At 39.1% G+C, this 14015-nt stretch carries 10 protein-coding genes and 1 pseudogene; 7 read left to right on the forward strand and 4 right to left on the reverse strand.

The genetic code is table 11. From position 1 onward, the window contains the following. Window positions 1-60 precede the first annotated feature (60 nt). Entirely contained in the window at window positions 61-2217 is a 2157-nt protein-coding gene (locus ACJJVZ_RS12540) for a prolyl oligopeptidase family protein (RefSeq protein ID WP_405600893.1), read from the reverse strand. Between the two features lie 159 nt (window positions 2218-2376). Here ACJJVZ_RS12540 and ACJJVZ_RS12545 point away from each other — a divergent pair, with 159 nt between their 5' ends. Continuing rightward, window positions 2377-2691: a DUF962 domain-containing protein gene (locus ACJJVZ_RS12545; RefSeq protein ID WP_077539040.1), complete on the forward strand. Its 315-nt coding sequence runs from the start codon at window positions 2377-2379 to the stop codon at window positions 2689-2691. Between the two features lie 389 nt (window positions 2692-3080). Continuing rightward, a complete protein-coding gene (locus ACJJVZ_RS12550) occupies window positions 3081-5621 on the forward strand; it encodes a TonB-dependent receptor plug domain-containing protein (protein WP_405600896.1) in 2541 nt (846 codons plus the stop codon). Window positions 5622-5708: 87 nt separating this feature from the next. Here ACJJVZ_RS12550 and ACJJVZ_RS12555 read toward each other — a convergent pair whose 3' ends face one another. The 3 genes from ACJJVZ_RS12555 to ACJJVZ_RS12565 all read right to left on the reverse strand — a co-directional run bounded on the left by ACJJVZ_RS12555 (window position 5709) and on the right by ACJJVZ_RS12565 (window position 8990). Beyond that, window positions 5709-6752, reverse strand: a complete 1044-nt coding sequence (locus ACJJVZ_RS12555; protein ID WP_193155534.1) for a branched-chain amino acid aminotransferase — start codon at window positions 6750-6752, stop codon at window positions 5709-5711. 145 nt (window positions 6753-6897) lie between these two features. Beyond that, the gene (locus tag ACJJVZ_RS12560; RefSeq protein WP_405600899.1) at window positions 6898-7950 is read right to left on the reverse strand and encodes a fatty acid desaturase family protein; all 1053 of its coding nucleotides are present in this window, start codon (window positions 7948-7950) and stop codon (window positions 6898-6900) included. After that, window positions 7947-8990, reverse strand: coding sequence for a flavin reductase family protein (locus tag ACJJVZ_RS12565; RefSeq protein WP_405600902.1), 1044 nt, complete (start codon window positions 8988-8990; stop codon window positions 7947-7949). The genes ACJJVZ_RS12560 and ACJJVZ_RS12565 overlap by 4 nt, the downstream gene beginning before the upstream one ends. 267 nt (window positions 8991-9257) lie before the next feature. Here ACJJVZ_RS12565 and ACJJVZ_RS12570 point away from each other — a divergent pair. The 5 genes and pseudogenes from ACJJVZ_RS12570 (at window position 9258) to ACJJVZ_RS12590 (ending at window position 13981) form a co-directional block, all read left to right on the forward strand. Beyond that, window positions 9258-10429 (forward strand): annotated as a pseudogene (locus ACJJVZ_RS12570) (PQQ-dependent sugar dehydrogenase). A 159-nt stretch (window positions 10430-10588) separates the two neighbouring features. Further along, window positions 10589-10768, forward strand: coding sequence for a DUF6435 family protein (locus ACJJVZ_RS12575; protein WP_405600905.1), 180 nt, complete (start codon window positions 10589-10591; stop codon window positions 10766-10768). Between the two features lie 773 nt (window positions 10769-11541). Continuing rightward, the gene (locus ACJJVZ_RS12580; protein WP_405600907.1) at window positions 11542-12537 is read left to right on the forward strand and encodes a DUF5677 domain-containing protein; all 996 of its coding nucleotides are present in this window, start codon (window positions 11542-11544) and stop codon (window positions 12535-12537) included. A 139-nt stretch (window positions 12538-12676) separates the two neighbouring features. Further along, window positions 12677-13372 carry a hypothetical protein gene (locus ACJJVZ_RS12585; protein ID WP_405600909.1) on the forward strand — a complete coding sequence of 232 codons (696 nt, stop codon included), beginning with the start codon at window positions 12677-12679 and terminating at the stop codon, window positions 13370-13372. Between the two features lie 246 nt (window positions 13373-13618). Further along, on the forward strand, window positions 13619-13981 hold the full coding sequence (locus tag ACJJVZ_RS12590; RefSeq protein ID WP_405600912.1) for a hypothetical protein: 363 nt from the start codon (window positions 13619-13621) through the stop codon (window positions 13979-13981). The last annotated feature ends 34 nt before the right edge of the window (window positions 13982-14015 follow it).

A 14015-nucleotide genomic window follows, 5' to 3' on the forward strand; every position in this document is an offset into this window, starting at 1 on the left:
AACACTAAAAAGGCTGAGTAAATTAAACTTACTCAGCCTTTTTCATTTTTTAAAGTGTTTTTATAATGACTTTACACCCATGTTGTATAACGTAAAGCCATACATATCAGCGTATAAATCAATTATTTTACTCGTCGGTGTACCTGCACCATGCCCTGCATTCATTTCTATGCGAATAAGCGTAGGATTACTGCCCGTTTGTTTTGCTTGAAGCTCAGCTGCAAACTTAAACGAATGAGAAGGAACTACACGGTCATCGTGATCGCCGGTGGTGATCATGGTTGCAGGGTACTCAACGCCTGCTTTTACATTGTGAAGCGGTGAGTAACCTTTAATGTATTCAAACATTTCTTTGCTTTGATCACTGGTACCATAGTCGTACGCCCAACCGGCGCCAGCAGTAAATGTATGGTAGCGCAGCATATCAAGTACACCTACTGCAGGTAACGCAACTTGAAATAAATCAGGACGCTGCGTCATCACTGTACCAACGAGTAATCCACCATTAGAGCCACCACGAAGCGCTAGGCGATTTTTAGACGTGTATTTTTTATCTTGTAAATACTCAGCTGCCGCAATAAAGTCGTCAAACACATTTTGCTTTTGCAACTTCGTCCCTGCGTTATGCCAGTCTTTACCGTATTCACCACCGCCACGAATATTAGCGACAGCATATACCCCACCTTGCTCAAGCCATACTGCGGTAGCAGAACTAAAACTTGGCGTTAAACTAATATTAAACCCACCATAACCATATAAAATGGTTGGATTTGATCCATCAAGTTTAATACCTGTTTTATAGGTAATAATCATCGGAACTTTCGTCCCATCTTTTGATGTGTAAAAAACTTGTTCTGAGGTGTAATCATCGCTATTAAAGTCTATTGCTGATTTGCGATATACCCCCGACTCACCAGTTGTTACATCAAACGTGTAGGTAGTCCCTGGAGTTTTGTAATTCGTGAATGAATAATATAGCGTTGTTTGATCTCTTTTACCGCCAAAACCACGTGCAGTCCCCACGCCTGGTAAGGTAATATCGCGAATTAACTCGCCTTTTTTGTTGTACTGTTTTACCTGCGAAATAGCATCAACCATGTAGTTGGCAAAAAAGGTGTCGCCACCTTTTGTAAGGTTTAGTACGTTTTTAGTTTCTGGGATAAAGTCTACCCAATTTTCAGGGCTTGGATTGCTTGCATCAACCGTTACTACCTTTTTATTTGGTGCATTAAGGTTAGTCACTAAAAACAGTTTACTGCCTTCGTTATCAATCACTGACGTATCTGAATCTGTGTTACCAACAACCGTTACAAACTCGCTGTTTTCTTTTGTTAAGTCTTTTATAAACAGCTTATTGCCAGAAGTAGATGTACTTGCTGAAATAAGTAAATAACGGCCATCATGTGTTACATCAGCGCTAACATAACGATGTTTTTGCGCATCTGTTTCACCAAATACAACTTGATCAGTTAGCTGTTTAGTGCCTAACTTATGGTAGTAGGCTTTGTGCTGATCCGTTTTTGCAGAAAGCTCACTGCCTTTTGGTTTTTCGTAACTTGAGTAGTAAAAACCCTCGTTGCCTAGCCAATCAATACCACTAAACTTAACATCAACAAGGGCTTCTTCAACTTGCTTTTTTGTTTTGGTATCAATAACTATAATTTTGCGCCAATCACTACCGCCTTCAGATATTTGGTACGCGAGCAAAGAGCCATCTTTTGAAAATGATAAATCCGACATAGACGTTGTGCCATCGTCACTAAACGTATTCGGATCTAAAAATACTTCAACTTTGCCGTCATCTTTGCTGCGATATAAAACGTATTGGTTTTGCAAACCATCGTTTTTATAAAAATAGGTGTAATCACCTTCTTTAAACGGAGGCCCTATTTTTTCGTAGTTCATTAGTTTTTCAAGACACTGCTTTAACTTATCTCTATAAGGCACCTGCTCCAAATACGAGAACGTTAAATTATTCTGTGCTGTAACCCAATCGGCAGTCTCGCTGCTCATATCATCTTCTAGCCAACGATATGGGTCAGCTACGGCCTCTTCAAAATAAGTATCAACTACATCGCCTTTTTTAGTCTCTGGGTAAATAACTGAATTTACTTGCTTCATTGGTGCTTGTACTTCTTTTTTGGCTGCTGTGTTAGTTGGCTCTGAACAACCGCTAAGTGCAATAATTACTGCACATGCTAGAGTTTGCTTTAACATTATTAGTTCCGCTTCATTTATTATTGATAGTACGACTAAGTTATTAACTTTCAGCACTTTTGTCTATTTAGATGCGGTCAATGCCATTTATCGTTGTAAACAAATGTAAATTTAGGCTTTAATAGCCCATGATCTTCATTAAAATAATAAAAGAGCTATATGGAAAATCCACACCCTAAGTTCAAAAACTTTAACGCTTTTTATCCTTATTATTTAAAAGAACACCGTAATGTTATTTGCCGCCGTTTGCACTTTATTGGCAGTACATTGGTAATTGTCGTAATAGCAATCGCCTTAATAAAATCACAATATACTTTATTATGGTTATTACCTTTAATCGGCTATGGATTTGCTTGGGTAGGACACTTCTTTTTTGAAAAAAATCGCCCTGCTACTTTTAAACACCCTTTTTACAGTTTGTGGGGAGATTGGGTCATGTTTAAAGACATACTGATTGGTAGAATTAAATTTTAGCCATATTGTTATACTGATTTACTTATAAGAAATGCACTGTTTCACTGTTTAAAATACAAACTAAAAGTATTCAACTATTTGTAGCATCACCATTAAATATTAATTAACTTAACACTTAATGGTTTTAGATCTTTGAGTTCATTTATAATTTTTTTACAATTACCTACCGACTCAAAACAAGCAGCTTCTATTGTTTCCTTAGTAATTTCCCCTCCATTATTTGTTAACTAAAGATTGCTTAAATATAGTTATAAAAGCACCTAGATTAATTGAATGCGATTGACACACTTTGTTAATCAAGTATATGTTCAAAGTAACAAAGAGGTTTACTCGCTTTCTTGTAAACAATTAGAATAATTTAATGGATTTTCAAATAAGGGAAATAAAACATGAATAAAAAGCCATTATTTAACTTGCAACAATCTGCGCCACGTATACTACTTGCAATGAGCGCATCTGCAGCACTACTAGGCTCGCTTAATGTAAACGCCGCTGAGCAAAATATTAAAGCAGAGGAAAACATTGAGCAAATAAGTGTGATAGGTTCAAGGCGATTAGGTCGTACAGTCGAAGATAGCGCCGTGCCTATTGATATCATAGGGGCTGATGCACTTAATCGTTCAGGTCAAACAGAAACAAATGCCCTGCTAAGCAGCTTATTACCAAGCTTTAACTTTCCGCAAGCATCCCTTACTGATGGTAGCGACCATGTACGTCCAGCGCAACTACGTGGTTTAGCACCCGATCATACATTAGTGCTTGTGAATGGCAAACGTAGACACAGCAACGCGTTGCTGAACTTAAATGGTTCAACAGGCCGTGGGTCATCATCCGTTGATTTAAATGCGATACCGGCAAATGCAATTGCCCGAATTGAAGTCTTACGTGATGGCGCAGCAGCACAATACGGCTCTGATGCAATAGCTGGTGTTATTAATATTGTACTTAAGAATGCCAGCAGCGGTGGCTCATTTTCGGCTAACTACGGTGCTAACGTAACGCAAATGGATGGCGTGCCGGCGCTAAAGTCGGTATCCGAAGATAGTAACGGTGATTTAGCATTTACCGAGGGCAGCGATCGCTCGTTAACCGACGGCCAAACATTAACGCTACAAGGCAATATGGGTTTTGAACTAGGCGAAAACGGCTTTTTAAATATCTCAACAGAATACCGAGACCGCCATTCAACTAATCGCTCAGACTACGACCAACGTGAAAACTACGCACGATTAGATGATGGTTCAGACAATGGTGTGCTCGACCGACGCGAATTTACCGTCAATCGCTACAACCATAATTTTGGTAATGGTGATGTTGAAGATTTTTCTGTTTTTTATAACGCAGGTTACCAGTTAACAAACGATGCCGATTTATATTCATTTGGCTCTTACAGTAAACGAGAAGGCGAAGGCAGTGGTTTTTATCGCCGTGCAATTGATAGCCGTAACGTAAAAGAAATTTACCCCGATGGTTTTTTACCGGTTATTACCTCCGATATAAATGACTTTTCATTAGCTCTGGGTGTTAAAGGCTTCGTAAGCGAATGGAATTACGATGTATCGGCCGTATATGGTCAAGATGCATTTGAATTTGGTGTTACCAACAGCTTAAATACTTCATACGGCCCTACTAGCCAAACCACATTTGACGCAGGTACACTTACGTACGATCAACTCACTTTCAACGTTGATTTTAGTCGTGAAGTAAACATAAGCTTTTTAGAAAACTCTGTAAACGTAGCCATAGGTGCTGAGTATCGCCGAGAAGGTTACCAAATAGATGCCGGCGAAGAAGCCTCATATGCACAAGGCCCATTTGGGGCTGCGGGTTCACAAGTATTTCCTGGTTTTACACCAGAATCAGAAGGGGACAACAGCCGTCACAATGTGAGCTTATATGTGGATCTCGAAACTTACCTTACTGATGATTGGAACATAACCGTTGCCGCTCGTTTTGAGGATTACTCAGACTTTGGCGATACTATTAATGGTAAAATTGCTACTCGTTATTCGTTAACTGAGGATTTTGCACTGCGGGCCTCTGTTTCTACTGGCTTTAGAGCGCCTTCTTTGCAGCAGCAATACTTTACCTCAGTAGCCACTGTATTTGTTGATGGCGAACCAACCGAAACTGGCACGTTTGCACCAAGCAGTAATGTAGCAAAAGCACTTGGCTCCCCAGGTCTTGATGCTGAAGAAGCAACCAACTATGGCGCTGGTTTTACGTGGTCTACCGACTTTAACTTCAGCTTATCGGTTGATTACTACCAAATATTAATTGATGATCGAATCGTGCTATCAAACAACTTATCAGGTACTGCTATAGAGCAACTACTTGAAGGCACAGGCGCTAACCAAGGTCGTTTTTTCTTAAACGCAATTGACAGTAAAACGCGCGGTGTTGATGTTGTAGCATCGTACAACCTAGCAACCGACGGTTATGGTGATGTTGCTTTTAACTTAGGTTACAACTACGGCAAAAATGAAGTAACAAACATTATCGACCCACCAGCAGAGCTACAAGGTGCAGGATTCGATCAAGACAACTTATTCTCTGGTAACGAACTACGTCGTTTTGAAGTAAGCACACCGCGTAATAAGTACAATTTAAGTGCTACATGGAATATGGAACAGTGGCGCACCACGCTTAGAACAACGCGTTATGGTGAAACACAAGACCCTTCAGATAACCCTGAACGTAATGAAGTACTCAAGCCTAAATGGATAACTGACTTAGATGTCGCCTATTCGCTTACTGAGAACGTATCGCTTAGCTTAGGTGCTAATAACATTCTTGATGTTTACCCAGATGCAACCCGTGAAAATGTTGACGATTTAACAACCTTCTCACGATTATTTGCATACTCTAGCTTCTCACCGTATGGATTTAACGGACGCTACGTGTACGGAAAAATAGAAATGAAGTTCTAAGCGCCAAACACGGAGCTTAAAGTAGTTAAAAATACAAAAGCCACCGATTAGGTGGCTTTTTAATGCAAGTTGTTATTAAATCTATAATTAGATTTTAGTTAACCAGCCGTGCTTGTCTTCACTTTTACCCCATTGAATATCGTTCAATGCTTGGCGAAGACGCGCAGTCGTTGGGCCTGGCTCGCCAGTGCCTACTTTGTATTCTTTATCGTTATGAATAAACGTCCCCACAGCAGTTAGTACAGCAGCAGTGCCCGAAAGCGCCGCTTCAGTACCCGGTTTGGCAGCACGCTCTAGTAGCTCAGTTACGCTAAAGTTACGCTCACTTACCGTCATACCTAAATCTTTAGCAATCGTTAAAATACTATTACGCGTAACACCATGTAAAAACGTGCTATCCAGCGCTTTAGTAATAATTTCGTTGCCATCAATTAAAATAAAGTTAGCCGCGCCGGTTTCCTGCACGTCGCCACCTGGACAAAACAAAATTTGGTCAGCTTGATACTTAGTACGCGCAGCGCTAATGGGTGCTAGTGCACTGGCGTAGTTACCACCACTTTTTACCATGCCCATGTGCGGGGCACAGCGCATACCATCTTCTTCAAGCAGTACGCGAAGTGCAGTTGCACCACCTGAAAAGTAATCTCCTACTGGCGAAAGCAATGTATATAAAAGTGAGCTCATCGATGGCGCTGCCGCTTTACCAATGGCAGCTTCAGTACCAATGTGTGTTGGGCGAATATACATAGAGCCCGGTGGTAATGGCGTTTCATCAGCGTATTGACGAACAATATCAATAATCATGGTTTTTAGCATATCGCTATCAAAACTCGGTAAGCTTAAAAGCGCTGAGCTTTGTTGCATACGCGCAATGTTTGCATCCATTCTAAAAAGATAAACAGAACCATCTTCATGGCGAAAAGCTTTTAATCCCTCAAAACATGTACTTGAATAATGAAGAACGTGCGCACCAGCATGAAGTTCAAGTTTATCGCAAGGGACAATTGAGCTTTCGCTCCATTTATTATCAGAAAAACGAGCTTGAATCATCTGCGGCATAAACACAGTACCAAATGCGGCCATTTTAATCTCTCTTGTGTGGTCTATTTTTCTCCATTGTATGACATTCATGCATCATTTAACCATAGCTAAAGTAAGGCTTTTTTAATTAACCAGAAAAATTTTTTGCATACGCTGTTCACAAATCAACCATATTCGGCACTATAAACAAAAATCCAATGCACAATTGCGCATTGGATTATTTTATTTGCTAAATTTATTTAAACGAGTATTTAATAATACGTTTTAATACCGACGTATACTGTCTAAAAAAGCCACCCGTATGGTAATCAATACCGTGTTTTTTCAAAACAGCTTGTACTTGTGGTGCAACTTCTTGATAGCGCGAAGACGGCATATCAGGAAATAAGTGATGCTCTATTTGGCAGCTCAAATGCCCTGTTAAAACATGAAACCAATGCGACCCTTTAATATTAGACGAGCCCAGTACTTGGCGGTAATACCACTGCCCTTGGGTTTCGTTTACGCAGTCTTCTTGTTTAAAGGTCTGCGTTTCTTCAGTAAAGTGACCACAAAATATTATGGTTGATGTCCATAAATTGCGGATTAAGTTTGCTACTAAATTCCCCGCCAATACCCATAAAAATAAAGGCCCTGCAAGTAACGGAAATATCGCATAATCTTTAATTAACTGGCGAGCGCCTTTACTCAAAAAGCGTTGTTTTAATGTAGAGTGTGATACAAGCCCTTCGCGGTTTTCTTTCTTTTTACCAATAAAAACACGCTCTGCAGCTAACTCGTGATACGACACGCCCCACTGAAATAACACACTTAGATTAATATACGTAAAAAACTGCCATACATTTTTAAAACGCCATTTAAAATCATCACTTAAACGCAACAAGCCATAACCAAAGTCTCTGTCTTTACCAATAATATTAGTATACGTGTGGTGCTCAAAGTTATGAACGCGGTGCCAACTTTGTCCATCGCACGCAATGTCCCATTCATAATGCTGTGAGTTAAGTTGCTTGTCGTTCATCCAATCGTATTGACCATGCATTACATTGTGGCCAATTTCCATATTGTCTAAAATTTTAGCCAGCGCTAGTAATAACACACCTGCAACCCACAATAGTGGCTGAATAAAACCAAGCATAAGCAAAATTCGCCCGCTCCATTCACACACTCGCTGTTTGCACACAACAGAGCGAATGTAGTCGGCATCTTGTTGGCCTACTTTGCCAAGGGTGGCCATTTTAATGGCATCTAACTCGCTTGCGAGCATGTCATAGTTAATGTTTTTCATAATTGTAACTCCAAATCACTAACAGGTTGGCTTACGCAAAGTTGGATTAATTGCTCGCCGTTGTCACTCAATTCACCTGTTTTTAAATTACGTACCACGCCTGACTTTTTAATACATTGGCATTGATGGCAAATACCAATACCGCAACCGCGTTTAACGGGTAGCTTTTTTTCTTCAAACTGAGGTAGTAAAACATCGTTGCCCGATACAACATGGGCACTGGCGTTAATTTTTACATTAAATTGGCTATCGTCATTTAAGCTAGGCAGCGCCAAACCAAATGCTTCTTGGTAGTAATTTAGCTTATGCGTTTTAGCAAAATCGCTCACCGTCTGCATAAATGCAGCAGGGCCACAGCAGTAAATGTCTGGGTTTTCCCACGGCTTAATATTGCTGGTTATATCGCTTGATTGCTCACGCGTTAATAATAAAAACGAAAAATGCTCAAAACGCGCTGCCAACTCACTTAGCTCATCAACACATTGATGCTCAGTGGCTTTTGCGTAATACACCAACGACACTTTTTGCGTTGTTTGGTTTAAGTAATCATCAAGCATGGCCAGCATAGGTGTTATACCCGACCCACCGGCAACAAAAGTAGCCGGTGTATGTGTATTTTTAAATACAAAGTCGCCGCTTGGCGCAGAAATATTGCACCACAAACCCGCTTTTAATGCGCTACTGAGTAAACCTGTAAAGCGCCCTTGCGCATTTGTTTTGATTAGTAAGCGCACTAACCCAGTATTTTTAAATTGCTGAGCGCTTGAGGCCACGCTAAAAACGCGTGTTAATAATCGCCCATTAATTTCAAGCGTTAAACTTATATGCTGCCCTGGTGTATGCGCCTGCCATTGTTTACTTGGCTTAAGTTGCACACTTAAAAAACCGCCATCAAGCACTGTGGTATTAACTACTTGCGCTCTAAACTGCCCTGCACGCCATGCAGGTTTAAACACCTGCATTATTGGCTCTATGTAGCCTGCAAAACTTTGATGGTGTAAAAACCATTTTGAAAATTGGTTTAATACTTGAGTCATCATGGTTAAATCTCTATCAAATCTTAATTATTTTGAACTTACACGTGTACGCCCAAACTTCAGCGCACAAGTGTACGCTCAAATTTTAAGTTTTCAACCCCAATAGAGTAATTATTCAATTTTTTATTAGCACTAATTGCTAAAACAATTTTCTGTTAAAGGTCATCGTATAAAAATATAAGTGTGTGTTTTTCATTCAACCCAACACTTAACAAATTTATTTATGCCATGTTAAGGTGATGTAAGGTTGGATTAATTTTGGAAGCCATAATGATAAATTTAATGTCACATAACACACTCCCTAAACTAATAAGTGCAGGCCTAGCCATTGCTATATTTGCTACTAACGCACCCGCGCATGCAAAAAGCGATTACATAAAAAACTATAAACAGCTCGATACTTTAGCGCTTAGCGTTAACGCAGTAACAGCGGCAGAAGGTGTGGTTATACCTTGGGCTATTGAGCCTTTAGCTAATGGTGATTTATTAATATCTGAGCGCAGTGGAACGTTATTTTTATTACCTAAAAATACCACTACGTTAACTAAAGTCTCTGGGCTGCCCGACATTGACGCTAATGGCCAAGGTGGATTGCTTGATTTAGCACTACACACCGATAGTAAGCAAAACCAATGGCTGTACTTTAGTTACTCAAGTAGTGAGGGCAAAGGGAGCGGAAGTAACACCGCCTTAATGCGCGCTAAGCTAAGTGACGATCATATGCAGTTGTCTGATCATCAATTGCTATACAAAGGCGAGCATAATAGTACCAAAGGCCAACACTACGGCAGCCATATTGTGTTTGATGATGAAAGTTATGTTTATTTTTCAATTGGCGATCGCGGCTCGCGCGACATAAACCCACAAGATCTCACCCGTGATGGCGGTAAAATTTATCGCTTACACGAAAATGGTAATATCCCAAGCGATAATCCGTTTGTTAAACAAAAAGATGCAAAACATGCGGTATGGTCTTATGGGCACCGTAACCCACAAGGCATGTGGTTTGATAATCAAAATAATATTTTATGGTCTCACGAACACGGGCCACGCGGCGGCGATGAACTTAATATAATAAAAAAAGGCGCTAACTACGGATGGCCTTTAGTAAGCTATGGCGTTAACTACAGCGGTACCAAGTTTACCGACCTTAAAGAAAAAGACGGCATGCAATCGCCCGTATTACATTGGACCCCTTCAATTGCCCCTTCCGATATGTTGTATGTAACGAGTGATAAATACCCAAAGCTTAAAGGTAAGCTATTACTGGCCTCCATGAAGTTTGCATTTATTAGCGCACTGGAAATCTCAAAGGGTAAGGTTGCTAAGCAATATAAAATACTCGACGGCATTGGCAGAGTACGCAGCTTAGCTCAAGGCAGTGATGGTTTTATTTAGGTATTGATGGCCAAGGTATTAAACGCCTAGAGCCAGAAACGTAAGCACTAGAACCAGAACTAGCACACAGTACGTTAATAACTACACCGTGTTTACTTTGCGCTTTTAAAGCGCAAAGTAAACATTTTCACCAAACAAAGAACTATTAAGCCCATTAATGCGTACACTAACTACATATAATTTAATAAATTAAGAGAATACTAATGTTTTCATTTTTAAAGCCTGATCCCGTAAAAAAACTGCGTAAAGAATACGACATAAAACTAGAGCAAGGCATGCAGGCACAAAGAAAAGGCGACATTAAAAGCTTCGCCATGTTAAGTGCAGAAGCCGAAAAAATCTGGAGTGAAATAGAAACTCTAGAGGCAAAAAAAGCTAAATAATACCAATCGTGTTAAGTTATTAGACATTTATAGCGACGGATAAATAGAGGGATAACAAGGCATGAATTTCGACATGTAGTTGTTCTACATGAGAAATTTATAACGCCGTTAACTCTTTATTTAGCACGCTAGAAAGGCTAAATACTTAAGTCGATTGGTATCAGTATACTTAAGCGTGTCAGCCTTACTTTAATAGCAGGTAGACGCGTTTAGTAAATAATTAATGACCTCGTTTTTACAACTTCCACCACCAGTAAACCACCTTTTATAATATGCTTACACAAACAAGTGTACTTAAAGCGGTTACTTGCATTATCGCCGCCGTTTTTTAGTGAATATTAAATGATTTACAAGGTTGGCATCTTACGATTTATTGGTATATCAGCGTCGGAAACAGCAATTCTTACAGCAGAGCGAACGAGTTAACGGGCGAGCCTGCTTAATATAATCAATGAGTTAACCTGTTTAATTGCTCAGGCTAATAGCGACTGTGCGTGGTGAAAATATCATTGCTTAACAGTTAAATATTAGGTTTAATAGGGACATAATAAACGCTGAGATAGCTTAGATACGATATACACGTCAATGAAATTGGCTAGTATCGGTTAGGTCATAAAAAGCCTTTCTTTATAAGTAAAGTCCATAGCATAAACAATACCAACGCGAACACACCGAGCCGGTAGCGCCTCAGTCCAACAAGCGATTATGCAACACAAACTGCGTGTCGCATAAATACTAAAGTGTTATGTTGGTTTCTTAGTTAGGGATTAAAATTGTTCGAAGAACTGTTAAAAATAGCGGAAGAAAAACTCCGAGAAAAAGGCGATGAAGTTGACTATGGATCAGTCATTGAGCTTGCAGCATCAGTCTTGATCGAAAGTACCAATGAACAAGAAGAAGTGAATGTTAAGCGTATAATGTCTGAACATGATGCGTTCTTAAAGGGAAACCGAGAGCGTTGGGAGTTAGGTTTTATTAAACTGCATGCTTTAAGAGAAACGTGCTTAGAAGCTGGAATGAACTTTCAGAAGCAATTTATTAAAATACCAAAGTACGAAACTGACGAGTTAATAGGTGTTTTCATGAGACAACACGCTCACGCGTGTCGTATAACCGGAGAAATCATTCACTTATTAGAAGGAGGTTATCCAGATGCAGCATTGGCTCGTTGGCGTACATTGTATGAAATGGTCGTTACGTGTTTAGTGATCAAAAAATGTGGTCGTGATGCTGCAATTGATTATATCAAGCATGGAATGGTGCAATCGGTAGAGGGAATTGAAGAGCATCGTAAAACTGCCGAGGCAATGGGGCAAGAGACTATTTCTGACGAAGAAGCAGAATCTTACGCTGAACTTAAACACAACATTACTCAAGGTAATTCAGGGTGGCATTGGGCTCGGGAACATACCGGATATAAGAAAATAGATAAGCTACGTGAGTTCGTGGAACTAGATAAATGGTCTCATAATTATAAACTAGCCAGTCGGAATGTACATTCGGACTATTATAAAATGTCTTCTTTATATGCGATGAGAGAAGCTAAAGTAGATATGTTACTTTGTGGTCAATCTAATTCTGGGCTTACCGAACCTGCTCATTTTACGGCGATTGCTTTGGCTCAAATTACGTCAGTATTTCTAACCACTTATATTGAAGATAATGATAGCCAGCTAGATTATGGTGACTCTACTTTGTTTCTGAAAATAATAGATAATTACGTAAAAGAAGTCGGGGAAGCTTTTCTGAACGTCGAAAAACCAACATAACAAATGCATCAACACGATTTGCAACATTCGGCATTCTAGGTTTCTTTGAGTTTACCGTATTAAGTGGTAAATTTGAGCTTAATCTGTATGGTAGCAAACGTGTTATGCAGGTGTTATGTTTCATTTGGATGTTTTATTTGTGTTTACTAAAAAAGAAAATGTAAAAGAAGTATTAATAGAATTGAATATGCTCAAAGAGCGCTTTGACTATGAAGTTAAGTATCTTAAAGATTACTTAAATTTTTCGATTGAATCCGTAGAAGAAAGAACTAACAGACTAGCAGATCGAATTTACGAAGATACCCTTGAAAATCCTGATTTAGAGGGGATGTTGCAAGACATGTATGAGCTTGAACATAAGGCTATATCTAGTTACTTATACCATTCATCTATTGTGCTTGTTTATACTGTTTTCGAAAGTACATTATCTCAAATATGCACTGAACTGAAATACTCTGCAAAAATTCCTTTTTCTTTTGATGATGTTAGTGGTGGAGGGAATATAATGAAGTCCTTCAATTATCTAAAAATGTCAACAAGTCTACCTAAAATGGAGATTGAAAGAATAACTCCAAAATTTGGTAAATTTCAACAACTAAGGAATTCTATTGCACATAAGAATGGACGGTTCAGTGGAAAAGATGAAAATGCAATTGAAAGGCAACGCAATTTATTTATGCAGGAATTTCCTTCTATAGAATTAAGTCCAGATCAAAAGCAATTTTATATAATGGATAGCAAGCCTGTGGTAGATTTTATTGAATTAGTTGAAAGAGCTATTCATTTAGTTGTTTCTCACATTAAAGCACAAACTTTTGTTGTAGTAGAAACATAACAAGGGAATTAAAACGCAACTAAAACAGTGATTTATATTTCTCTTCGCTACACATTATAACCACCATTTTAGTCCTCTTATTGCGGCGTTGAGGCTGTGGAATTACTCTTTTTTAAGAAAAGCAGCCTCTTTTATGGGTTCAAAGTGCATTACCTAATGCTTTAAAACGCTTAGAGTTAATTACAGGAACTCGTTTTTTATTCAATTTGGCTGTTGGAGTTATTCTACAGTCTCATTAGGCATTACATGAAGTTTGGAATCACGCTACTAGTTTTAATTTTTTCATCACAATCGTATGCGTGTTTTAATGGTGTTGGTTATGAGCAAAATTGGAATGACTCAATTAACTTACTTTCTATTTCTATAATCATTGGTATTCTTGCAACGTTAATTAGGTATTTGCAAAAAGTTAAGCGGTTATATCTTCCCATAACAATACTGATGATTGCATGTATTCCTTCTGGATTAGAAATGTTGCGTTATGGTAATGGAGATTGTGGATCTAGTTTAATGCAAATTGCTATCTTGCCAGTTTATACAATGTCACTTGTTCTGCTATATGAGACCGTCAAGTTAGTAAAAATGAGGTTTGGCGTAAGTAATACCTAACAAGAACATCAAACGGACTTTGCTCTTCGCCCCC

It is taken from the genome of Pseudoalteromonas sp. Ld19 (genome assembly GCF_045064135.1).
GTDB classification, from domain to species: Bacteria; Pseudomonadota; Gammaproteobacteria; order Enterobacterales; family Alteromonadaceae; genus Pseudoalteromonas; species Pseudoalteromonas aliena.